18 protein-coding genes are annotated in these 22,266 nt (G+C 69.7%); 8 read left to right on the forward strand and 10 right to left on the reverse strand.

The genetic code is table 11. The features are described 5' to 3' along the window. Positions 1-86 precede the first annotated feature (86 nt). Entirely contained in the window at positions 87-2,030 is a 1,944-nt protein-coding gene (locus AB0M51_RS41700; protein ID WP_344199679.1) for a M13-type metalloendopeptidase, read from the forward strand. Here the strand turns inward: AB0M51_RS41700 and AB0M51_RS41705 are convergent, their stop codons facing one another. Together AB0M51_RS41705 and AB0M51_RS41710 are read right to left on the reverse strand one after the other, a co-directional pair. Further along, positions 2,031-3,332: an FAD-binding oxidoreductase gene (locus AB0M51_RS41705; protein WP_344199676.1), complete on the reverse strand. Its 1,302-nt coding sequence runs from the start codon at positions 3,330-3,332 to the stop codon at positions 2,031-2,033. Then, the gene (locus AB0M51_RS41710) at positions 3,329-3,733 is read right to left on the reverse strand and encodes a DoxX family protein (protein ID WP_344199673.1); all 405 of its coding nucleotides are present in this window, start codon (positions 3,731-3,733) and stop codon (positions 3,329-3,331) included. Before AB0M51_RS41710 ends, AB0M51_RS41705 begins: the two co-directional genes overlap by 4 nt. Before the next feature lie 117 nt (positions 3,734-3,850). On the opposite strand from AB0M51_RS41710, the gene AB0M51_RS41715 reads away from it, so the two are divergent. The 5 genes from AB0M51_RS41715 to AB0M51_RS41735 all read left to right on the forward strand — a co-directional run bounded on the left by AB0M51_RS41715 (position 3,851) and on the right by AB0M51_RS41735 (position 10,420). Continuing rightward, positions 3,851-6,559, forward strand: a complete 2,709-nt coding sequence (locus AB0M51_RS41715) for a LuxR C-terminal-related transcriptional regulator (protein ID WP_344199671.1) — start codon at positions 3,851-3,853, stop codon at positions 6,557-6,559. A gap of 75 nt (positions 6,560-6,634) precedes the next feature. Continuing rightward, on the forward strand, positions 6,635-7,324 hold the full coding sequence (locus AB0M51_RS41720; RefSeq protein ID WP_344199668.1) for an LppP/LprE family lipoprotein: 690 nt from the start codon (positions 6,635-6,637) through the stop codon (positions 7,322-7,324). Between the two features lie 33 nt (positions 7,325-7,357). Further along, complete coding sequence (locus tag AB0M51_RS41725; protein WP_344199665.1) at positions 7,358-8,062, forward strand: GntR family transcriptional regulator; 705 nt, start codon at positions 7,358-7,360, stop codon at positions 8,060-8,062. A 133-nt stretch (positions 8,063-8,195) separates the two neighbouring features. Beyond that, positions 8,196-9,716 (forward strand): NCS1 family nucleobase:cation symporter-1, encoded by a 1,521-nt coding sequence (locus tag AB0M51_RS41730; protein WP_344199662.1) that lies wholly within the window; start codon positions 8,196-8,198, stop codon positions 9,714-9,716. Beyond that, complete coding sequence (locus tag AB0M51_RS41735) at positions 9,716-10,420, forward strand: aspartate/glutamate racemase family protein (RefSeq protein WP_363754415.1); 705 nt, start codon at positions 9,716-9,718, stop codon at positions 10,418-10,420. Before AB0M51_RS41730 ends, AB0M51_RS41735 begins: the two co-directional genes overlap by 1 nt. Here AB0M51_RS41735 and AB0M51_RS41740 read toward each other — a convergent pair. Together AB0M51_RS41740 and panD are read right to left on the reverse strand one after the other, a co-directional pair. Then, on the reverse strand, positions 10,417-11,856 hold the full coding sequence (locus tag AB0M51_RS41740) for an aminopeptidase P family protein (RefSeq protein ID WP_344199657.1): 1,440 nt from the start codon (positions 11,854-11,856) through the stop codon (positions 10,417-10,419). The genes AB0M51_RS41735 and AB0M51_RS41740 overlap by 4 nt on opposite strands. 21 nt (positions 11,857-11,877) lie before the next feature. After that, positions 11,878-12,294: an aspartate 1-decarboxylase gene (gene panD / locus AB0M51_RS41745; protein ID WP_344199655.1), complete on the reverse strand. Its 417-nt coding sequence runs from the start codon at positions 12,292-12,294 to the stop codon at positions 11,878-11,880. Positions 12,295-12,404: 110 nt separating this feature from the next. On the opposite strand from panD, the gene AB0M51_RS41750 reads away from it, so the two are divergent. After that, a complete protein-coding gene (locus AB0M51_RS41750) occupies positions 12,405-13,043 on the forward strand; it encodes a hypothetical protein (protein ID WP_363754419.1) in 639 nt (212 codons plus the stop codon). A 19-nt stretch (positions 13,044-13,062) separates the two neighbouring features. Here the strand turns inward: AB0M51_RS41750 and AB0M51_RS41755 are convergent, their stop codons facing one another. From AB0M51_RS41755 to AB0M51_RS41770, 4 genes are read right to left on the reverse strand one after another with little or no spacing between them, the layout of a single operon-like run. After that, positions 13,063-14,634, reverse strand: coding sequence for a DUF4832 domain-containing protein (locus tag AB0M51_RS41755; protein ID WP_344199651.1), 1,572 nt, complete (start codon positions 14,632-14,634; stop codon positions 13,063-13,065). An 18-nt stretch (positions 14,635-14,652) separates the two neighbouring features. Continuing rightward, positions 14,653-16,257, reverse strand: coding sequence for an extracellular solute-binding protein (locus tag AB0M51_RS41760; RefSeq protein ID WP_344199649.1), 1,605 nt, complete (start codon positions 16,255-16,257; stop codon positions 14,653-14,655). A gap of 34 nt (positions 16,258-16,291) precedes the next feature. Further along, on the reverse strand, positions 16,292-17,212 hold the full coding sequence (locus tag AB0M51_RS41765) for a carbohydrate ABC transporter permease (protein WP_344199647.1): 921 nt from the start codon (positions 17,210-17,212) through the stop codon (positions 16,292-16,294). After that, positions 17,209-18,141, reverse strand: a complete 933-nt coding sequence (locus tag AB0M51_RS41770) for an ABC transporter permease subunit (RefSeq protein WP_344199644.1) — start codon at positions 18,139-18,141, stop codon at positions 17,209-17,211. Before AB0M51_RS41770 ends, AB0M51_RS41765 begins: the two co-directional genes overlap by 4 nt. Positions 18,142-18,342: 201 nt before the next feature. On the opposite strand from AB0M51_RS41770, the gene AB0M51_RS41775 reads away from it, so the two are divergent. Further along, positions 18,343-19,437 (forward strand): LacI family DNA-binding transcriptional regulator, encoded by a 1,095-nt coding sequence (locus tag AB0M51_RS41775; protein ID WP_363754426.1) that lies wholly within the window; start codon positions 18,343-18,345, stop codon positions 19,435-19,437. A gap of 15 nt (positions 19,438-19,452) precedes the next feature. Here the strand turns inward: AB0M51_RS41775 and AB0M51_RS41780 are convergent, their stop codons facing one another. Continuing rightward, complete coding sequence (locus AB0M51_RS41780; protein WP_344199638.1) at positions 19,453-20,874, reverse strand: FGGY family carbohydrate kinase; 1,422 nt, start codon at positions 20,872-20,874, stop codon at positions 19,453-19,455. Beyond that, positions 20,861-22,258: a trehalose-6-phosphate synthase gene (locus AB0M51_RS41785; RefSeq protein WP_344200706.1), complete on the reverse strand. Its 1,398-nt coding sequence runs from the start codon at positions 22,256-22,258 to the stop codon at positions 20,861-20,863. The genes AB0M51_RS41780 and AB0M51_RS41785 overlap by 14 nt, the downstream gene beginning before the upstream one ends. Positions 22,259-22,266: the final 8 nt, after the last annotated feature.

Consider the following 22,266-nt stretch of genomic DNA (forward strand, 5'->3'; position numbering starts at 1 on the left):
CACAACGAGCCGATATCCCGTCCCTGGCCGACCGCGAAACAGGTATGTTCGCTGGCAGCAACTCCACTCGCGACAAGGGGCCAGGGATGACAGCAGGAATCGACGGGTCGGCCGCGGTGCGCCCGCAGGACGATCTGTACCGGTTCGTGAACGGGGCGTGGCTGGCGGAGCACGAGATCCCGGCGGACAAGGCGATCCACGGCGCGTTCCACGCGCTCTGGGACACCGCCGAGCAGGACGTCCGCGCGATCGTCGAGAAGACCGTCGCGGCCGGGCACCCGGAGGGCAGTGAGCCGCGGAAGATCGCCGACCTCTACAGCAGCTTCATGGACACCGAGACGATCGAGCGGCTGGGCGCCGACCCGATCGCCGACCAGCTCGCGCTGGTCCGGGGCGTCACCGACGTGGCCGGACTCGTGTCGGTGCTCGGGCAGCTCGAGCTGCAGGGCGTGCCGGGTGTCTTCCACTACTGGGTCGACGCCGACGCCAAGCAGTCCGACCGGAACATCGTGCACCTGACCCAGGGCGGCCTCAGCCTGCCTGACGAGTCGTACTACCGCGAGGACGCCTTCGCCGAGATCCGGACGGCGTACGTCGCGCACGTGGCGAAGCTGGTCGAGCTGGCCGGGCTGCCGGATCCGGGCGGTGCCGCGGAGCGGATCCTCGAGCTGGAGACCCGGATCGCCGGTGCGCACTGGGACCGGGTGAAGGAGCGGGACGTCCAGCTCACCTACAACAAGCTCGACCGGGCCGGTCTGGACGCGCTCACGCCGGGCTTCGACTGGGCGACCTGGCTGGCCGGTGCCGGCGTGCCGGAGGACGCGTTCGCCGAGGTCGTGGTCCGCGAGCCGGACTTCCTGACCGCGGCGGCCGGCGCGCTGCAGGAGGTCGACGTCGACCGGTGGAAGGAGTGGCTGAGCTGGCGGATCGTGCACAGCGCGGCGCCGCTGCTGAGCCAGGCGTTCGTCGACGAGAACTTCGCCTTCTACGGCAAGACGCTGACCGGTGCGCCGGAGCTGCGGGAGCGCTGGAAGCGCGCGGTCGGCGCGGTCGAGTCGGCGCTCGGTGAGGCGCTCGGCAAGCTGTACGTCGCGGAGCACTTCCCGCCGGACGCCAAGGCCCGGATGGTCGAGCTCGTGCAGAACCTGGTCGCCGCCTACCGGCAGCGGATCGAGGCGCTGGACTGGATGGGCCCGGACACCCGGCAGCGGGCGCTCGAGAAGCTCGGCACTTTCGTGCCGAAGATCGGGTACCCGGACGAGTGGAAGGACTACTCGGCGCTCGAGATCGACCCCGCCGACCTGTTCGGGAACGTCCGCCGCTCGGTCGCGGTGGAGACCGCGCGGGACCTCGACAAGCTCGGCAAGCCGGTCGACCGGAACGAGTGGCGGATGACGCCGCAGACCGTGAACGCGTACTACAACCCGCGGATGAACGAGATCGTCTTCCCGGCCGGCATCCTGCAGCCGCCGTTCTTCGGGCTGGACGCCGACGACGCCACCAACTACGGAGCGATCGGCGCGGTGATCGGCCACGAGATCGGCCACGGCTTCGACGACCAGGGCTCGCGGTACGACGCGGACGGCAACCTGAACGACTGGTGGACCGACGAGGACCGCTCCGCGTTCGAGCAGCGCACCGACAAGCTCGTCGCGCAGTACGACGCCCTCGAGCCGGCCGAGACCCCCGGCCAGAAGGTCAACGGCAAACTCACCCTCGGTGAGAACATCGGCGACCTGGGCGGCCTGTCGATCGCGTACGTCGCCTATCAGCTCTCGCTGAACGGTGACGAGCCGGACGAGGAGATCCAGTCCGGCGCCGAGCGCTTCTTCGCCGCCTGGGCACACGCCTGGGCGACCAAGACCCGCCCCGAGGAGGCCGCACGGCGCCTGACCATCGACCCGCACTCACCGCCGGAGTTCCGCTGCAACGCGGTGGTCAAGAACATCGACGCGTTCCACGCGACGTACAAGACCACCGACACCGATGCCATGTGGCTGTCACCCGAGGACCGTGTCCGCATCTGGTGATCAGCACTTCAGCGGTGTCTGGTTGAAGGTGTTGGCCGGGTCGTAGGCCGACTTGAGGTCACGTAGCCGGGTGAGCTTCTCGGCGCTGTACGCGCGATGGACGGCGGCCGGGTCGTCGTCGGCGAGCGTGTTCACGTAACTGCCGCTGGTGTAGGGCTCCAGGGTGCCGGCGTAGGCGCGGGCCGCCGAGATGCGGTCCGCGTCCTCCGCGGGATCCGTCCAGTCGTCGCCGGTCGTGAACTCCACCAGCGCGTCGCGGTGGCTGTACGCCGTCGCGTCGTCCGGTACGTCGCCGATCGCGCCGCCGTTCAGCGTCATCCGTGCCCCGGGCAGGTCCCGGGACAGGAACGCGTCGATGGCGGCGTCCGGTAAGGAGCGCAGGTAGTGCCCCTTGCAGTACCTGCGCAGGGCGTGCCGTTCGTCGTCGTCGGACTGGGTCTGCAGGTCGAGGTAGCTGAGCTCACGCACGGCCTGCCTGATCGGCCGGCCGATCGCCTGGTACGACGGGAGGAGCCGGAGCCCTTCCTCGACGTCGCCCACCCACACGTACCCGATGCTCGCAATCGGCCGTCCGTCGCGGCGGCCCACCCTGGCCACGGGCGTCGCCGCCCGCGGAGCCTCCGCGAACAGGTCCCGCCAGCCGCGCAACGCCGTACCGCCGTCGTCCAGGTCGTAGAACAGGTCCACGGTCAACGCCTGCGTCCCCGCCGGATGCAGGCGGAACTCGAACTCCGTCACCACCCCGAAGCTTCCGCCGCCACCGCGCAGTCCCCAGAACAGTTCCGGGTGCGAGGTCTCGCTGACTCGCAGTACGGCGCCGTCCGCGGTGACCAGCTGGTACGACACCACGTTGTCGCAGGTCAGCCCGTACGCCCGGGCCAGCCACCCGACGCCGCCGCCCAACGTGAGCCCGCCGACGCCGGTGTGGGAGACGTTCCCGGCCGTCGTCGCGAGGCCGTACCGCTGACTGGCCACGTCGAGAGCGCCCAGCAACGCCCCGCCGCCGACCCGCGCCCGACGGCTGACCGGGTCGACCTGCACCGAGTTCAGGCCGGACAGGTCCAGTAGTAGACCGCCTTCCACCACGGGGAGCCCGAGGAAGCTGTGCCCGCCGCAGCGCACCCCGATCTCCAGACCCGCGTCCCGGCCGTACCGAAGCGCGGCCACCACGTCCGCCGTACTCGCACAGCGCGCGATCAGGGCCGGGCGGCGGTCCACCATCGCGTTCCACACCGCCCGACCGGAGTCGTAGCCCGCGTCACCCGGTCGGGTCAGAAGCCCGTCGAAGGCCGCGATCGTCATCGCCGGACCACCGCTCGTACGAGTCCCTGAACCGACGCCCGCCGGAACCAGGCGAGCACGGCCGCGACCAGCAGGTACCCGAGCGGAATCGCCGGGGAAGCGTCCAGCGCGAGGATGTTCGTCAGCGTCGCGCCGACGAGCAGGAACGACAGGCCGAGCGCGGCGAGACCGCACAACCGCGGTACGAGCAGCCCGAGCGCGCCGGCCAGTTCCAGGAGACCGACCACGTAGCGCAACCACTGACCGGCGCCCACCGCGTCGAAGAGGTCCACCATCACCTGGTCACCCGACAGCTTCGGCAGGGCGGCCATCACGAACATCGCCGCCAGCACCACCTGCACCACCCACAGCACCGCGGTCCCCGTCCGGGCCCTGCGCGCCGTCGTCATCGTCGAACTCATTGCTACCTCCAAGGGTTGATCCGGTACGACGACTCTCGTGCCGGCGACCCACGGACCACATCCGTGCCGACCACGGATCCACTACGGAAACCCCACCGATCGGTCATGATGGGGCGCGTGAACCAGGTGTCCGCACGTGAGGCCGAGGTACTGGCGGCGCTGGCCGGCCACCGGTCGAACGCGCAGATCGCCCACGCTCTGCACATCTCGGTGCGGACGGTCGAGAGCCATGTGTCGTCCCTGCTCCGCAAGTACGGCGCCACCGATCGCCGCGAGCTGGCCGACCTGGTCGCAGCCCAGCGAGAGCAGGACACACAGGAACCACAGGGCACGCAGGAACCACAGGGCACGCAGGGTGTTTCCGGGCTGCCGGCGGGGCGGACCTCGTTCGTCGGGCGGGCTGGTGAGACGGCGGCGGTGCGTGAGGCGCTCGGGCGGGCTCGGCTGGTCACCTTGCTCGGGCCGGGCGGCATGGGCAAGACGCGGCTGGCCGCGGTCGTGGCGGCTGAGCTCGGCGGCGCCGGGGCGTTCGTGGATCTGGTGCCGGTGCGGGACGCTCAGGCGACCGGAGCGGTGGCTGCAGCGTTGGGGTTGACGGAGCGTCCGCCGCAGAGCCTGGAGCAGGTTCTTGTCGAGCACCTGCAGCAAGGGCCCTCGTTGCTGGTGCTGGACAACTGTGAACACCTGGTGGACGAGGTCGCGGAGCTGGCGGAACAGCTGCTGCGGACGTGCCCCGAGCTGCGGATTCTCGCCACGAGCAGGGAGCGGCTCGGCGTACCGGCGGAGACGGCCGTACTGCTGCCGCCCTTGGACGCGGCGACCGAGCTGTTCGCGGATCGGGCGCGTGCGGTCGACCCGCAGTTCGCCGCGGAGGACGAGGACCTCGCGGAAGTCTGCGCCCGGTTGGACGGCATGCCACTCGCGATCGAGTTGGCCGCTGCCCGGATCGGCTCACTCGGTGCGGAGGGTCTGCGTGCGGCCCTCGACGACCGGCTGCGGCTGCTGGCGGGTGGGCGCGGGATGGACGCCCGCCACCGGTCGCTCGCGGCGGTCATCGGCTGGAGCTACGAGCTGCTGGATGAGCAGGAGCGGCTGCTGTTCCGGCGGTTGTCGATCTACGTCGGCGGGTTCGACCTGGACGCGGCCGGCGCGACCAGCCCGGAGCTGGCCCGCGGCGAGGTTGCCGATCTGCTGGGCCGCCTGACCGACAAGAGCCTCGCTGTACGCCGGGGATCGCGCTGGCGGCTGCTGGAGACGATCCGCGAGTTCGCCCGCGAACAGCTGACCGCGGACGAGCTGGCGACCGCCCAGCACCGCTGCCTCCACTGGGCGGCCGACACCGCCGCCGCTCTGGAGAGCCGACTCGATTCCCCCGACTGGCAACGCCCGTACGACGAGGCCTCCGCCGACCTCCGCGCCGCGCTGGCGGCAACTTCGGCGGAGCCGGATCAGACGGCGCATCGGCTGGCGAGGGCGCTGGGGCATCTCGGGTTCGGGCGCAGGCAGTTCCGGGAGTCGATCGGGGACTACCGGGCGGCCGCCGAGCGAGCGTCGGACGGTGTCGCGGCGGCGCTGGACCTGCGGTCGGCAGCCGATGCCACCTTGGCGATCTCGGATGCGGAGACCGGCGTACGGCTGCTGCTGGACGCCGCCGAGCGTGCGGTTGCTGACGGCAACGTTCGGGCGACGATGCTCGCGCTCGCCGTGATCGCGGTGAACCGCTACCCGACCGGCTCGCTGTACGACGTACCCGCCGAGCGCAGCGAACACCTGCTGCGGCAGGCGATCGAGTGCGGGCGGCCGGGTGACGCGCAGGTGACCGCGCTGCTCGCGACGGCCAAGGCGTGGGAGCACGGCGGCCGTCGGATCGGCGCCGACGCGGAGCTGGCCCAGGAGGCGGTGGACGCGGCCCGCCGTACCGGCGATCCGGTACTGATCGCGGGCGCGCTGGACGCGCTGACCGTGGCCGCCGGGAACGCCGGCCGCCTGCGCGACGCCCGCTCGTTCGCCGTGGAACGCATGGGGCTGGTCGGCCCGCTGCCGCGGCACGAGCCGTACGCCGCGGCCGAGATCATCGACGCCTTCCACGTCGCCCCGACCACAGCGACGGCTGTCGGCGATCTGCGGGCCGCCGTCGCGGCGGTCGGCGCACCGGACGACCCGGTCGGCGACCACCCGTACATCTCGCTGCCCCGGCTGATCCGGGTGACCGCGCTGACCGGCCGGTTCGACGCCTGCGTGGCACACGCGGACGCGCTCTGGGAACGTTGGCAACGCGCGGGCGCCCCGCCGATCGAGTGGATGGCGTCCGCGTTGTCAGCAGCCGCGATGGTGCACGGGCTGCGCGACGACGGGCTGTTCGAGGTCTGGCAGGCGCGTGCACTCGAGGTGGCCCGGTGTTCGGACCTCGAGGACGCCCCGTGGCTGGCGGCGCCGTACACGTTCGTCCAGGCGCGCGTCGCCGTACAGCTAGGTGCCGCCGAGCAGGCGCCGGCCATCGTACGGCGGGCGTTCGCGCACTTCGCCGAACGCTGGTGGGCGCCGTACGCACGCTCCGCCGCCGCCGAACTCGCCGTGATCGCCGGCCTGCCCGAGGCCCCGGATCTGCTGGTAGCCACCGCCCCGGACGCCACCGAGAACAGTTGGGCCGCCGCCTGCCGAACCCGGGCAATCGCCCGCTCCAGCGGGGACCTCGACGCCCTACGCCAGGCGGCCGCCACCTTCGACCGGATCGGCGCGCACTTCGAACACCTCAGCACCCTCGTCCTGCATCCCGACCACGCCACGGAAGCTCGGCGTGAACTCGCGGCTCTCCAGGTCCACTAGGTGGTGGCTTTCGGCAACGAGTGTGAGCCGGTCCGTGGCTAGTTTGGTCTCGACCAGATTCTTGACGGAGGGCTGATGACGGTGGGTGCGCGGAAGCTGATCGGGACGGTGGCCGTTGTCGCGACGGGCGCGCTGGCGGGCTGCTCGAACGGCGGGTCCGATGTCGCGACCTCGCCCGCGCCGGCGTCGTCCACCACGACGTCCGCGAGCGCGACCCCGACCTCGCCCGGCTGGGCACCCACGGAGCCTGCCATCCCCAGCGATTCGGCGTCACCCACGACGTCCGCGACGCCGAAGAAGTCCGCGACCCCGGCGAGCTCGAGCGTCGCCGGCGTACCGGACGCGGCAGGCATCAAGACCGCGATGGCACAGACCGTCGAGACCAAGCAGCCGAGTGTGCATTTCGTGCCCAGCACCGTGAAGGCCACCGTTCCGGACGGCGAGGGCGGGAAGCTCACCGCGGTGGTCGGCACCCGCTCGAACGCCGCGGACAGCGGCGGCCAGGTGGTGTTCTTCTTCCACGGCACCAAGTTCGTCGGGTGGGACGGCGACACCGAGACCTCCGGCGTGACCAGCCTGGCGGGCGCGGGCCAGGGCGTGTTCACGATCAAGTACACGCACTTCGCCAAGGACGACCCGGCGTGCTGCCCGTCGCTGAAGCCGGTGACGATCCACTGGAGCTGGCAGGACAACGACGGCTTCGCCCCGAGCGGAGGCACCCGCCCGTACGTCGGCACCCCGGTCGCCATCCGCCTGAAGGCCTAGCCGCGGCAGCCGGTCGCGGCATATCGTCCGGAGATGCGCAGATCGTCGGACTTCACGTCGCGTCTCGTGCGCACCACTGCCGCCGCGGGCGAGATGCCACCGGTCGAGAGCGATCTGCGGCACGCGATCCTGACCGGTGACCAGCCGCCGGGTACGGCGGTCCCGATCGACGAGGTCGCGGCCTTCTTCGGGGTCAGCGCGATCCCGGTTCGCGAGGCGCTGAAGACGCTGTTCGGGGAGGGCCTCGTCGAGCATCGCCCGCACATCGGGTACCGGGTCGCCAAGCTGACCTTCCTGGAGTTCCGCGAGCTGTACGACGTACGCCAGGCGCTGGAGGCGGCCGCGTTGCGGGCCGCCGCCGTGAACGCGACCGCCGCCGACCACGACCGGATCCGGGCCACCCACGACTCGCTGGCGGCGGCGAGCGCCGCGGGCGACCGGGAGTACGCGGCGGCGACCCGGCGCTTCCACTTCGCGCTGATCGAGCCGTCCGGGATGCGCCGGCTGATCCGGATGTACGAGACCGCCTGGAACATCACCGAGCCGGCCCGGCCGATGTCCCGGGTCCCGGCGCACGAACGGGCCGAGTTCCGCACCGACCACGAGCGGCTGATCGGCGCGTACGTCGCCCGCGACGTCGAGTCGCTGATCGCCGAGTCCGAGCGGCACTACGCGCATCTGAAGGCGGCGATCGCGGAGTTCGCCGACGACCCGGAATGCTTCGCCGACCCGGCCTGACACCGGCTCCTATATTTGGCGGCCATTTCCTATATTTGACCGTTTTACATGGCGGTTCACGCCCGGCGTGGCTAGCTTTCGGTGCACTCGGCCGCGCGATCCCGCGCCGCGGCCAGGCCCCGAGGAGGCCAGCATGGTGACCGAACCCCGTGTACCCGCGGACATCATCGACGCGGCAGGCTACCCGTCCGAACCCGGCACCTCGCGCGCTGCTGCCGAGCGTGACTACCACCCGCGACTGACGAACGCGGACCTTGCGCCGCTGAAGACGCAGACCTGGCGCAGCTACAACATCTTCGCGTTCTGGATGTCCGACGTGCACAGCGTCGGCGGCTACCTGACGGCGGGCAGTCTGTTCGCACTGGGGCTGACCAGTTGGCAGGTGTTCGTCTGCCTGATCGCCGGCATCTGCATCGTGCAGTTCTTCTGCAACCTGGTCGCCAAGCCGAGCCAGCAGGCGGGCGTTCCGTACCCGGTGATCAGCCGGGTCTCGTTCGGCGTGCTCGGCGCGAACATCCCGGCCATCATCCGCGGCCTGATCGCCGTCGCCTGGTACGGCGTACAGACGTTCCTGGCCGCGGAGTCGCTGAATATCGTGTTCCTGAAGCTCTGGCCCGGCTTGGGTCCGTGGGCGGACGCGACGGTGCACGGATTCGCCGGGCTGTCCGTGCTCGGGTACGTCAGCTTCGCGATCCTCTGGGTCGCCCAGGCGGCGCTGTTCTGGCGCGGGATGGAGACGATCCGGAAGTTCATCGACTTCGCCGGCCCGGCCGTGTACGTGACGATGCTGCTGCTCTGCGGGTACCTGCTGGTCAAGTCCGGATTCCACATCGACCTGAACCTGTCCAACCACAGCCTGACCGGATGGGCCACGATCGGCACGATGCTCAGCGCGATCGCGCTGGTGGTCTCGTACTTCTCCGGCCCGATGCTGAACTTCGGCGACTTCGCCCGCTACGGGAACAGCTTCAAGAGCGTCCGCCGCGGCAACTTCTGGGGCCTGCCGGTCAACTTCGTCTTCTTCTCGCTGCTGACCGTGCTGACCGCGGGTGCGACGGTCCCGGTGTACGGCGAGCTGCTGACCGACCCGATCAAGACCGTGGAGCGGATCGACAACACGTTCGCGATCCTGCTCGGCGCGCTCACGTTCGTCACCGCGACCGTCGGCATCAACATCGTCGCGAACTTCATCTCGCCGGCGTTCGACTTCTCGCACGTCAGCCCGCAGAAGATCAGCTGGCGGATGGGCGGCATGATCGCGGCGGTCGGCTCGGTGCTGCTGACGCCGTGGAACTGGTACAACAACGACACCGCGATCCACTACACGCTCGGCATCCTCGGCGCGCTGATCGGTCCGCTGTTCGGCATCCTGATCGCGGACTTCTACCTGATCCGCAAGCAGAAGCTGGTCGTCGACGACATGTTCACGCTCGACAAGGACGGCGCGTACCACTACCGCAAGGGCTACAACCCGGTCGCGATCCAGGCCGTCGTCGCCGCCGGTGTCGTGTCGGTCGCGTCGGTCCTGGTACCGCGCTGGATCGGCGAGGCGCTGTGGATCAGCGACTACAGCTGGTTCATCGGCTGCGGCGCCGGTTTCGCGCTCTACTCGGTGCTGGCGCGCCGCGCCGGTGTCGCGGCCGAGGAGGCCTGATGCGGATCAAGGTCGTCAACCCGAACAGCACCGCGTCGATGACCGCGCTGATCGGCGAGTGCGCCCGAGCCGTCGCCGGTCCGGGAGTCACCGTCGACGCGGTGAACCCGCCGCACGGCCCGGCCGCCATCGAGAGCCACGCCGACGACGCCTACGCCGTACCGGGGCTGCTGCGGGAGATCGTGGACGGCGAGGCCGCCGGGTACGACGGGTACGTGATCGCGTGTTTCGGCGACCCGGGGCTGAAGGCCGCGCGCGAACTCGCCCGCGGCCCGGTCGTCGGGATCGCGGAGGCCGGCATGCGGACAGCGGCGTACCTGGGCCGCGGCTTCAGCGTCGTCACCACGCTGGCGCGGACGGTCGGCCACGCGCACGACCTGGCCGAGGAGTACGGCGTCGCCCGGCAGTGCCTCGGGATCCACGCGTGTGAGATCCCGGTCCTCGCGCTGGAGACGGACCCGCACGCGCGCGCCACGATCCTGCGCGCGTGCGAGGAGGCGCTGGCACTGGACGGCTCGGACGCGATCGTGCTCGGCTGCGCGGGGATGGCGGACCTGTGCCACGACCTGTCGGCCGAGCTCGGCGTGAGCGTGATCGACGGCGTCGCGGCGGCGACCGCGACGGTCGAGATGCTGGTGCGGATGCGGCTGCGAACCGGCAAGCTCAGCGAGTTCGCGCCGCACCCGCGCTACCAAACGGTCTAGGACGCCATCCAGTTCTGGATGCCCTCGACGGTGCGCGGCATCGCCTCGGAGAGGTTCTCCGGGGTGCCGTCGGTGATCAGGACGTCGTCCTCGATCCGGATGCCGATGCCGCGCAGATCCTCCGGCACGGTCAGGTCGTCGGCCTGGAAGTACAGGCCGGGCTCGACGGTCAGCACGTACCCGGGCTGCACGGTCCCCTGCCGGTACTTCTCGTTCCGGGCCGACGCGCAGTCGTGGACGTCGAGGCCGAGCATGTGGCTGACGCCGTGCAGCGTGTACCGCTGGTACAGGCGGCTCTCCGGATCGAGCGCCTCCTCGAGGGACACCGGCAGCAGCTCCATCGCGTCGAGGCCGCGGACGACGACCTCCATCGCGGCCTCGTGCCCGGCGCGGAACGCGGCACCCGGCGTGAGCGCGGCGATGCCGGCGTTCTGCGCGTCCAGGACCAGCTGGTACAGGTCCCGCTGGCGCGGGGTGAACTCGCCGTTCACCGGGAGCGTGCGGGTGATGTCGGCGGTGTACAGCTGCCGGTTCTCCACACCCATGTCGAGCAGCATCAGCGTGCCGTCGTTCACCGGGCCGTCGTTCTCGATCCAGTGCAGCGTGGTCGCGTGCGGGCCGGCCGCGGCGATCGACGTGTAGCCGACGTCGTTCCCCTCGGCGCGGGCGCGGCGCCAGAACGTGCCCTCGATCCAGCGCTCGCCGTACTGCCGGACCTTGTCCATCTCGGCGAGGACGTCGGAGAAGCCGCGGTGCGTGATCGCGACCGCGTCCCGGAGCTGGTCGAGCTCGTACGCGTCCTTGACCAGCCGCAGCTCGGACAGCGTCGCCGCGAACTCCCCGTCCTTCAGCTGATCCGTCCGCGCGCCGCTGAGCAGCGCGGCGATCGACTCGTCCTCGGCGCGCCGGACCCGGGTCGGTACGTCGCCCTTCAACGCGTCGGCCAGCTGGTCGACGTGCCGGGTCTCGATCCCGAACTCCTTCGCGGTCTCGGTCAGCGACGGGCGCCGGCCGGCCCAGAGCTCGCCGTACATCCGGTCCCGCCAGAACTCCTCGCCCTGGGCGCGGTCGGCGCGCGGGCGGAAGTACAGCACGGAGTCGTGGCCGGTGGTGCCGTTCGGCTCGAGCACCAGGACCGCGTCGGAGGTCTGGTTGCCGGTCAGCCACACATAGTCGGTGTGCGGCCGGAAGACGTAGTCGGTGTCGTTCGAGCGGACCTTGTAGGTGCCGGCCGGGATCACCAGCCGCTCGCCGGGGAACGCCTGCGACAGGGCGTCCCGGCGCTTCGCCGCCCACACGCCGACGTCGCTCAGTGACAGATCGTGCCGCTCGGAGTCGGCCCACCCCGAGTTCATGAACGCGCGCAGCTTCGGGCTCGGCTCGTTGTCGTGCGACGCGGTCTTCGGGGTGGCGTTCTCGGCGGCGTTCTCGGTCATCCTCGACCAGTCCTCATCTCGCTACGGGTGCGGTTGGTCCCCGCGCAGAGTTCCGCTGTCCGGAAGCGCCTCCGCGGGGTCGGAGCCGATGCGGGTGATCGCATTGTGCTCGTCCACGAAGACTACGCTCGGTTCGAAGACCTTGGCCTCGGCAGTGTCGAACATCCCGTACGCGATCAGGATCACCAGGTCGCCCGGGTGGATCAGGTGCGCCGCGGCGCCGTTGATGCCGACGATCCCGGACCCGCGCGGCCCTTCGATCAGGTACGTCGACAGCCGGTGCCCGTTGGTGATGTCGACGATGTCGACCTTCTCGCCGGGCAGCAGGTCCGCCGCGTCCATCAGCTCCGCGTCCAGCGTGCACGACCCGACGTAGTCCAGGTCCGCCTGCGTCACGGTCGCCCGATGAACCTTCGACTTCATCATTTCGCGCCACATGAGCGGCAATGATCCGACGTACCCACGCTGTTGTCAGTGGTCGCAGTCACGTCGGCAACTTTCTGTGCGGTTGCGGTGTCTCAACCGGTGCGCTGCCGACGGGGGAGCGCTTGACGGAGGGGATCGAGATGAAGCGGTACGGCGTGATGGCAGGGGTCGCTACGGGGGTCGCGGCGCTGGCGGCGGCGGGGGCTGTGTTGCTGGGGACGACCCAGCCGAGCAGCGCGGCGGAGACCCGGCAGCCGGTCAAGTTGGCGGCTGCCCAGAGCAGTACGTCGGTGACGTTCGTGAAGCGGTACTTCGAGCGGAAGTACCCGCACGGGTACCTGTCGAACGCCGTACTGCCGAAGACGTGGCGGGAGGTGCACGTGGCCGCCCACCAGACCCGCTTCGACGACACCGCGAACAGCCGGATGATCCGGTTCAACACCTGGTGGGGCCCGCAGACACCGCAGAACGCGCTGAAGCAGAAGATCGCCGCGCTCAAGGGCACCCGCGGGCTGCACATCGTCGGTACGTCCACCGTCGGCATGCCGTCCACCGCCGGGCAGGGCCGGCTGACCGTCAGCACGATCGTCTACACGTACAAGAGCGGCAGCACGACCCGCTGGGTGGCCACCCGGTACGTCGCCCAGAACGGCCGGAGCCTGACCGACGCCGAGATCACCGTCGCGGGCCGTCCCGCCGACAGCAAGACGCTCGGTCTGGTGCTGAACAAGGCGACTCAGACGCTGGTCATCACTCCCTGACGCCGGAGGTACACGGCCGTCACGCGACCGTGCAGTCGTCGAGCAGGAGCCAGCCGTCGGGGCTCCTCTCGCCTTGCGCGGCCAACTGGATGCCTGGCCGGTTGCCGACGGTCGTGTCGACGATCGCGACCGCCCAGCGATAACGGCCCGAGCGGACGGTGGGAACCGTCGGGCTGAAGGTGTATCCGGTCGGGGTCCCCTTCAGCCAGTTCGCCGGCTCGGCGGCACGGTCGACGAAGAGCTGAGCCACCGACAGGTCCGCCGGGTTCAGCAACGCGAAGGCCGGCTTGTACTTGTGGTTCCACGCCGGGATGTTGTTCGGCAGGTAACCCCAGCCGTCGTTGGTCCACCGGTGGCTGATCGTCGCGGCGTGGTTCGTCTGCACGGCCCGCGGCAGCGACAGCGTGTCCGGGTACAGCCGGTAGGAGCCCTCGGCAACGAACGCGTCGATCAGGTCGTGCGCGTCGGTGAACCAGGTCCTGGTCTCGTTGCCGACCCGGAAGTCCATCATGTTGACGTGCGCCTCGGCGGAGTCGTCGAACTCGCCCTGCCGGACGTCGTGCACGGTCTGGTACCCGCGCGGATCGACCTTGTAGTTCATCGATCCGACGATCCAGCCGCCTTCCATGATCACTGGCCGCCGGTACCGCCACTGCGCCGCGAGGTCCTTCTCCCACTGCTGGTAGTACCCGGTCATGCCGAAGGCGTCGTGCCGCAGTACGCAGCCCTTCTCGAACGCCGAGTTGAGCAGGTCGGCGCTGCCCGGTGCCGGGGCTCCCCAGGCCGTGGAGACCGACGGCGGATCGCCGGGCTTGTGCCAGCCGATGAACCGGTGGTAGTTGATCGCGACCGGCACCTTCGAGAACGCCCGCAGCCACAGATCGATGCTCCAGTGGAAGACCGGTTCGCGGTTGGCGTCGTCGAGATAGATCAGCGAATGCCCCTCGCCCCACTTGCCCAGCCCGTACCCGTCCATGAAGTCGACCACGTCGGGGTCGTTGAACTTCGCCCCGAACGCCACCAGGAACTTCTCGTACTTCGCCTGGAACACCGGGTCATCCGGGTACGCCGTCCAGACCGTGTAGCTGCCGGTCTTCGTCTCGTACCCCTGCGCGCCGGCGGCCCGGACGTACGCCGGCGTGAAGTCGGTGGTCTTGTCCCGGCTGTCGGTGACCACCCGGAACGCGAGCTTCATGCCCCGGGCGCGGGCGGTGGCGATCAGGGCCTTCAGCTTCTCGTCGGTGTCCCAGCCGTAGACGCCCTCGGCGGGGTTGAGCACCGACCAGGCGATCCGCATGTACAGGGTGTGCGCGTACTCCTGGATCTGCACCGGTGCGGCCAGCGCGTCCAGGGACGTCCAGTAGTCGTCGGCGACGCCGGTCGAGCCGTACAGAACCCAACCGGACAGGGGGTTCTTGAGCACGGTGGTGGTGTCGGCGGTGACGGTGGCGAGGCGGTTTCCCGGGATCGTCCGGTCCGGTGCCGCCGCGGCCGTCGCGGTGGACAGCGTCGGCAACGCGAGGCCGGCGGCTGCGGCCGCACCGAGTCCGAGAGCGGTACGGCGGCTGACGTTCGATGATTCGTTCTGCATGGGCGGTCCTCTCCGAGGTCAGAGCACGGTTCGGTATTCCTGGCGGATCTTGTCGCCGCCGTTCTTGCGCCATTTCTCCACGGCCGGCTTCCAGTCCGTCATCGGCCGGCGGCCGGCGACGATGTCGTTGCGGACGTCGGCGATGTCCTGGCCGAGCTGCTTGCCGACCTTGTCGGCGGTCGGCGAGATCAGGTTCTTGCAGGGGTTCTCGAGCGCGGTCCGGTTGACGGTCCCGTTGGCCTCGATGTAGCGCCGGACGTACTCCGGGTCCGCGTTGGAGACCGTCAACCCCGGGCCGGCCAGGTAGTTCCACGGCACGGTGAGGTCCCGGGTGCCCTGGTCGGTGAGCACCGGGAAGCCGTTCTTGTCCAGCGTGTGTTCGGTGCCTTCCACGCCGTAGTGCAGCAGGGTGTACTCCTCGCTGCCGAACGGCGCGGCGAAGAAGTTCAACGCACCGAGGAGTTCGTGCACCCTGGACTCGTCGTTGCCCTTCTTGCCGATCAGCGTCGATCCGAAGGTGACGTTGTCGTAGTAGGTGACGGCCTTCTGGCCCGGCCGGCCGGCCGGGATGTACGGCAGCGGCTTGCCCTCGGGCATCCCGGTCCAGTACCCGAGGTACCCCGGCAGGCCGTCCTGGACGAAGGCCGCCTTGCCGGCCTTGAATCCGTTCGTCCGGGCGGTCCCGTCGATGCCGTCCGATCCCGGGACCTGCAATTTGTTCTTGACCATCCTGGCCTGGAACTCGATCGCGGCGGCGTACTCGTCCGTCTCCACGTCCGCGGTCAGTTGGCCGTTCTCGTGCCGCCAGCCGTACGGCACGCCGAACATCATCGCGATGATCTGGAAGTACGTGTTGCCGGTCGTGTTGATGTAGCCCCAGTGCCCGTCCTGGGGCCGGGTCAGCTCGACCAGCGCGTCGTAGTACTCCTCGGTGGTCGTGGGCATCGACTTGATCCCGGCCTTGTCGAACAGGGCCTGGTTGTAGAACCCGGCGCCGGCGCAGCCGCCGCGCGGGATCGGCAGCATGAACAGCTTGTTGTCGACGACGCAGTCCTTCCACGCCAGCGTCGGAACCGCTGCCAGGTTGGGGTAGTCCTTGACCGCGTCGCCGGACAGGTACGGCGTCAGGTCGACCGCCATCGCGTTGAAGAACTCGGCCGGGTGGTCGACCCCGGCGTACAGCGAGACGTCGGGCAGCTTCTTGCCGGCCACCGCGGTCTGGAACTTCGTCAGGTAGTCGCTGTTCGGCACGATCGTCAGATCGAGCTGCGCACCCAGACGGCTCTCGACCTCTTGCCAGGCAGCGTTCTTGGCGCGCGGGGTCGGCAGCGGGCTGAAGATCCCGACCATGCCGGACATCGGCTTGCTGAGCGGTGCCTTGGTGACGGTCTTGACGGCCTCCGCCGGGTACTTCGAGAAGCCTGCGGGTGCGCCCGGCACTGTCGACGGGTACTGCGGTGCCGGGCCCTTGAACGGCACGTACGTCGGCAGCTTGACCGTGTTGACGGCTGGTTTGGTGTTGGAGACCTTCGGACCTGTGGAGCAAGCGGACAGCAGTGGTGAACCTACGGCGGCCGCTGCGAGTCCGCGGAGGACAGTACGGCGGCTGAAAGGTGTTGGCATCTGGGACGGTCCTTTCTGCGTCGGCTGAACGCGGTCAGCCCTTGATGGCCCCGGTCAGGACGCCCTTGGTGAAGTAGCGCTGCAGGAACGGGTAGACGAGCAGGATCGGTACGAGGGCGACGACGACCACCGCCATCTGGATCGCCTGGATCGACGGAACGGCTTCGCTCACCGTGTTTCCGGTGTTGCCGACGGGTTGGCCCTGCAGGACGTAAAGGCGCAGTACGAGCGGCAGCGGCCACTTGTTCTGGTCCTGCAGGTAGAGCAGTGCGTTGAAGTACGCGTTCCAGTGGCCGACGGCGTAGAACAGCGCGACCACCGCGGTGACCGGCTTGGACAGCGGCATCACGATCCGTACGAAGATCGAGATGTCACCGGCGCCGTCGACGCGTGCGGAGTCGAGCAGTTCGCCCGGGACGGACTGGAAGAAGTTCCGCATCACGAGGAAGTTGAAAGCGCTGATCAGACCCGGAAGGACCAGTGCGGCCAGGCTGTCGTACAGCCCGAGTGCGTTCACCAGCAGGAAATTCGGGATGATGCCGGCACCGAACAGCATGGTCAGCAGGACGGTGGTGAGGATGAACCGCCCGCCGACGATCGGCCGGCTGAGCGCGTACGCCAGGCTGGCCGTGAAGATCACGTTCAGCACGGTGCCGACCAGGGTGACGCCGATGCTGATCAGCATCGCCCGGGTGACCGTCCCGCCGGCGAAGATCGTCTTGTACGCCGCCACCGTCGGCGCCTGCGGGAAGATCGGGATCAGGCCGCCGTGCAGCGTGATCTCGTGCTCGGAGGCGAGGCTGGTCGCGATGATGTTCCAGAACGGGTAGATGACCGCGAGACAGACCAGGACCAGCGCGAGCCCCTTCAGGACGGACAGCCAGAGCGGAGGCTTCTCCATCCACGGCGGGCGCCGGCTGTCCCGGAAGTACGCTTCCTCGGCTGCGGTCGTCATCGCGAGTACACCCCGTCCTGTCCGAAGACGTGCGCGAGCTTGTTGGCGCCGAGGATCAGGACGAGTCCGACGACGCCCTTGACCAGGCCGACCGCCGTACTGGTGCCGAAGTCGCCGTCCACCACACCGTGGAAGTAGACGTAGGTGTCGAGTACCTCCGCGGCGTCGGCGCCGACCGCGTCGCGCTGCAGCAGGATCTGCTCGAAGCCGACCGACAGGATGCTGCCGAGCTGCAGGATCAACAGCAGCACTGTGACCGGTGTGATCGCGGGCAGCGTGATGTGCCAGAGCCGTTGCCGGCCGCCGGCACCGTCGATGGCCGCAGCCTCGTACTGCTCGGTGTCGATGTTCAGCAGCGCGGCCAGGTAGATGATCGTGCCCCACCCGGTGTCCTTCCAGATCGTCTGGAGCGTGATCAAGAACGGGAAGAACGATCCGTTGGTCATCAGGTCGACGCGCGGCAGCCCGACCGAGCCGAGGAGGTGCGGCAGCATTCCGGTGCCGCCGATCAGCTGCTGGCAGATCGACACCAGGATCACCCAGCCGATGAAGTGCGGCAGGTAGACCACGCTCTGCACGAACCGGCGGATCTTCGAGCTGACGATGCTGTTCAGCAGCAGGGCGAGCGCGATCGGCGCCGGGAAGAACAGCACGAGCTGCAGGAACGAGAACTTCAGCGTGTTCAGCAACGCGTGCAGGAAGTCCCGATCGCCCAGTACGGCGAAGTTCTGCAGCCCGGTCCACGGTGAGCCGAGGAAGCCGAGGTACGGCTGGTAGTCCTTGAACGCGATCAGGTTGCCGAGCAGCGGCACGTAGTGGAACAGCACGAAGAAGCAGAAACCCGGCAGCGCCAGCAGCAGCATCGCCCGGTCCCGGCGGATCCGGCTGCGCAGCCCGCGCCTCGCCCGTACGGCGGTGTCCGTCGTCATCGGCCTACTTTCATCGGATTTGAAAGCGCTTACCAACTGACCAAGGAGCATGCTGCGCGGCAGAACCGTTGTCAATAGGCTGTGCTGGGTCGCTTAAGTCCCGCGCTGCAGGAGCAGATGTAACCAAAAATGTAAGGGGTTACTATCGGCGGAAACCGGTGTGGTTCGATTGCCTGCAGGACCGAAGGGATGATGCGAGCGATGGCAGAGCGAGGGACCGGCCGGAGCCGGGCGCGCCGGGACGAGCCGGGCGCGACGATCTACGACGTGGCGCACGAGGCCCGGGTGTCCACCGCCACCGTGTCGCGGGTCGTCAACGGCAACTACTCGGTCAGTGCCGCCACCCGGGCCCGGGTCGAGGAAGCGATGCAGAAGCTCGGCTATGTCACCAACGCGCACGCCCGTGCGCTCGCCGGCTCCGGACGGCAGCTGATCGGCATCCTGATCGAGGAGCTGGGCGATCCGTACTTCGCCGCCATCGCCCGCGGCGCCCAGCTCGAGGCGACCGCGCACGGCCGGCTCAGCCTGGTCTGCAACACGCAGGGCAACCCGGAGCTGGAGGACAGCTTCCTCGACCTGCTGCTCGAGCATCGTGCCGACCTGGTGGTGGTCGTCGGCGGCCCGACGACCGACGAGCGGTACCAGCAGACCAACCGGGTCCGGGCCCGCCGGCTGGCCAGCACCGGGTGCCGGCTGGCGCACTGCGGGCGGCCGCCGCTGGACGAGCCGAACACGATCGGGATCGAGTTCGACAACGAGCAGGGGGCCTTCACGATCACCGACCACCTGCTGACCCTCGGCCACGACCGGATCCTGTTCCTGGGCGGGCCGCCCGCGCTGTCCACGACCCAGAACCGGATCGCCGGTTTCGAGCGCGCGTACCGGACCCGCGGCCGGTCGGCGGCCCCGGACCTGATCGTCACCGGCGCCTTCACCCAGCAGTTCGGCTACCGGCAGATGAAGGCGATCCTCGACGAGGGGAAGCCCGGCTTCACGGCGGTCTTCGGCGGCAACGACCTGGTCGCGGCCGGCGTCTGCCTCGCCGCCAAGGAGCACGGCCTGCGGATCCCGGAGGACCTGTCGATCGTCGGGTACGACGACGTACCGCTGGCACGGGCGCTCGACCCGCAGCTGACCACGGTCCGGGTCCCGACCGAGGCGATCGGCCGGGAGGCGGTCAAGGCCGGGCTGGCGCACGTCACCGGCGGGTCGGACCCGTACACGGACCCCGACGAGCGGGTCAGCCTCGGTACGTCACTGATGATCCGCGGCTCGACCGCAGCCCCACGGTCGTGATCTCGTGCGGGGCCGTCAGAGTTCGGAGGCCTTGACCGCCAGTTCGCGCAGGGACGCGTAGCGGACGCGCAATGCGTCGACCCGGGCCACTTCTTCGTCGACCGGTGTCAGGTGCTCGCCGCCCGGCTCCGGCGACAGCCCGAGGGCGACGGCCGTCGCGCCGCGGGCGCCCACCTCGGGCTCGGCGCAGACCGTGGTCGGACGCGCGAAGGTTGCCGTGAGGCACCGGCGCCACCACTCGGACGCGTCGATCCCGCCGCCGCCGAGCACCACGTCCAGCGGTCGGTCGAAGAGCGCGTCGAGCTGCCGGAGACCGCGGTCGATCTCCAGCGACGCACCCTGCAACGCGGCCGCGAGCAGGTCGGCCGAGCTGTCGTCGAACGAGAGGCCGAAGTACACCCCGGAGCCGCCCGGCACGTTCGCGGGCGGCCTGGTGCCGGCCATGAACGGGATCGCGATCGCGTGCGTCCCGCCGATCTCCACGCCGAGTGGTTCGTCGGACTCCAGCCGCAGTACGCCGGTCAGCCAGGCGTGCAGGTTTCCGGCCGCGGAGAACGCCATTCCGGTCACCGCACGCTTGTCGTCGACCCGGTACCGCCACAGCTCCCACGGCAGCTCGGGCGCGTTCTCGATCGGGTGCACGACCCGTACGGCGGCCGACGTACCGACCGTCACGGCGGCCGTCCCGGCGTCGTACCCGCCGGTGCCGACGTTGGACGCGGCGCCGTCGCCGGTCGGCGGATGCACGGGTACGCCGACCAGCCCGGGCCAGCGGCGCTCGTACTCCTTGGACAGCCGCCCCGTCCACCCGGTCGGCACGATGGTCGGCAGCCGGTCCGCGGTGACGCCCGCGACCTCCAGCGCCTCCTCGTCGTACGCGCCGGTCGCCAGGTCCAGCGTCCCGGTGCCGGACGCGACCGACACCGACGTGACCCGTTCGCCGGTGAGCCGCTCGAGTACGAGATCGGGCAGGCCGGCGAAGGCGGCGGGGGAGTCGGAGGCGAGCAGCCACGGGATCCGGCGGGTCCAGTACAGCCGGTGCAGCCAGGTCCCGGTCCGGGCGTGGAACGCCTGCTCGTCGAACGACGTCCCGAGATCGAGGTCCACCGACCGGGTGTCGGCCCAGGTGATCACCGGGGTGCGCGCCGCACCTTTGTTGTCGAGAGCAACGATCGAGTGCCACTGCGTCGACAGCACCAGCGAGCCGATGCCGTCCAGGTGCCCGTTCTGCTGGAGTTCGTCCAGGCAGCCGAGCAGTCCCTCGACGTACTCGTGCAGGTCGATTGTCGCGGAGCCGTCGTGCCCGTATGTCGGGGAGATCTTGTGGCGGGCCAGTGCGCCCGGGATCGGCGCGGCGTCGTCCTCGGAGAGGACCAGTGCCCGCGCGGACGACGTGCCGAGGTCCAGGGCGAGCACACGCCCGTCAGTCTTCGTCATGCAACGCCTTCAGGAAGGTTTGGGCCCAGACGTTCACGTCATGCGCGGCGAGGTGCTTGCGCATGGCCTTCATCCGGCGGCCGAGCTGTCGTTCGTCGGTGTTCATCGCGTCGACGATGGTGTCCTTCATCCCGTTGATGTCGTGCGGGTTCACCAGGAAAGCCTGCCGGAACTCGTCCGCCGCACCGGCGAACTCGCTCAGAACCAGCGCGCCCGTGTCGTCGTACCGGGTGGATACGTATTCCTTCGCGACCAGGTTCATACCGTCCCGCAGCGGGGTCACCACGGCGACGTCGGCGGCCCGGAACAGCGCCGCCATCTCGGTCCGCGAGTACGACGTGTGCAGGTAGTTGATCGCCGGCGTACCGATCCGGCCGTGCTCACCGTTGATCCGGCCGACCAGCAGCTCGATCTCGTCACGCAGCACCCGGTACTGCTCGACGCGTTCCCGGGACGGCGTGGCGACCTGGATGAACACCGCGTCGTCGACGGAGACACGCTTCTCGTCGAGCAGCTCGCCGAACGCCCGCAGCCGTTGCCGGATGCCCTTGGTGTAGTCGAGCCGGTCGACACCGAGCAGGATGTGCTCCGGGTTGCCGACCTCCTGGCGCATCTCGGCCGCGCGGGCGGTGGTCTCCGGCTGCCGCGCGAGGCTCTCGAGCTCGTTGACGTCGATCGAGATCGGGAACGCCTTGGCGCGTACGATCCGGTCGTCCGGCAGGTGGATCCGGTCGCCGCGGGTCCGCAGGCCCATCCGGTTGCGGGCCAGCCGGGCGAAGTTCGAGGCCGCGCCGGGGCGCTGGAAACCGACCAGGTCGGCGCCCATCAGCCCGTCCAGGATCTGCCGCCGCCACGGCATCTGCGCGAACAACTCGGTCGGCGGGAACGGGATGTGCAGGAAGAAGCCGATCCGGACGTCGGGCCGCAGCCGCCGGAGCATCGCCGGCACCAGTTGCAGCTGGTAGTCGTGCACCCAGACGTCGGCGTTGTCGTCGGCGGCCTCCGCGGCGGCCTCCGCGAACCGGCGGTTCACCGCGACGTACGACTCCCACCACTCGCGGTGGAACTCCGGCGCCACGATCACGTCGTGGTACAGCGGCCAGAGCGTGGCGTTGGAGAAGCCCTCGTAGTACAGCTGGACGTCCTCGGCGCTCAGCATCACGGGGACCAGGTGCATGCCGTTGTCGTCGAACGGGTCCAGCTTCTCGTCCGGGCTGCCGGTCCAGCCGATCCAGGCGCCGTGGTGACCCTGCATCACCGGCGCCAACGCGGTCACCAGGCCGCCCGGGCTGCGGCGCCAGGCCGTGCTGCCGTCGGGCATCTCGATCCGGTCGACCGGCAGCCGGTTGGCCACCACTACGAAGGAACTCCTACCGTTCGGCATCTTCAGCG

Source organism: Kribbella sp. NPDC051137, assembly GCF_040682535.1.
Classification (GTDB): domain Bacteria; phylum Actinomycetota; class Actinomycetes; order Propionibacteriales; family Kribbellaceae; genus Kribbella; species Kribbella karoonensis.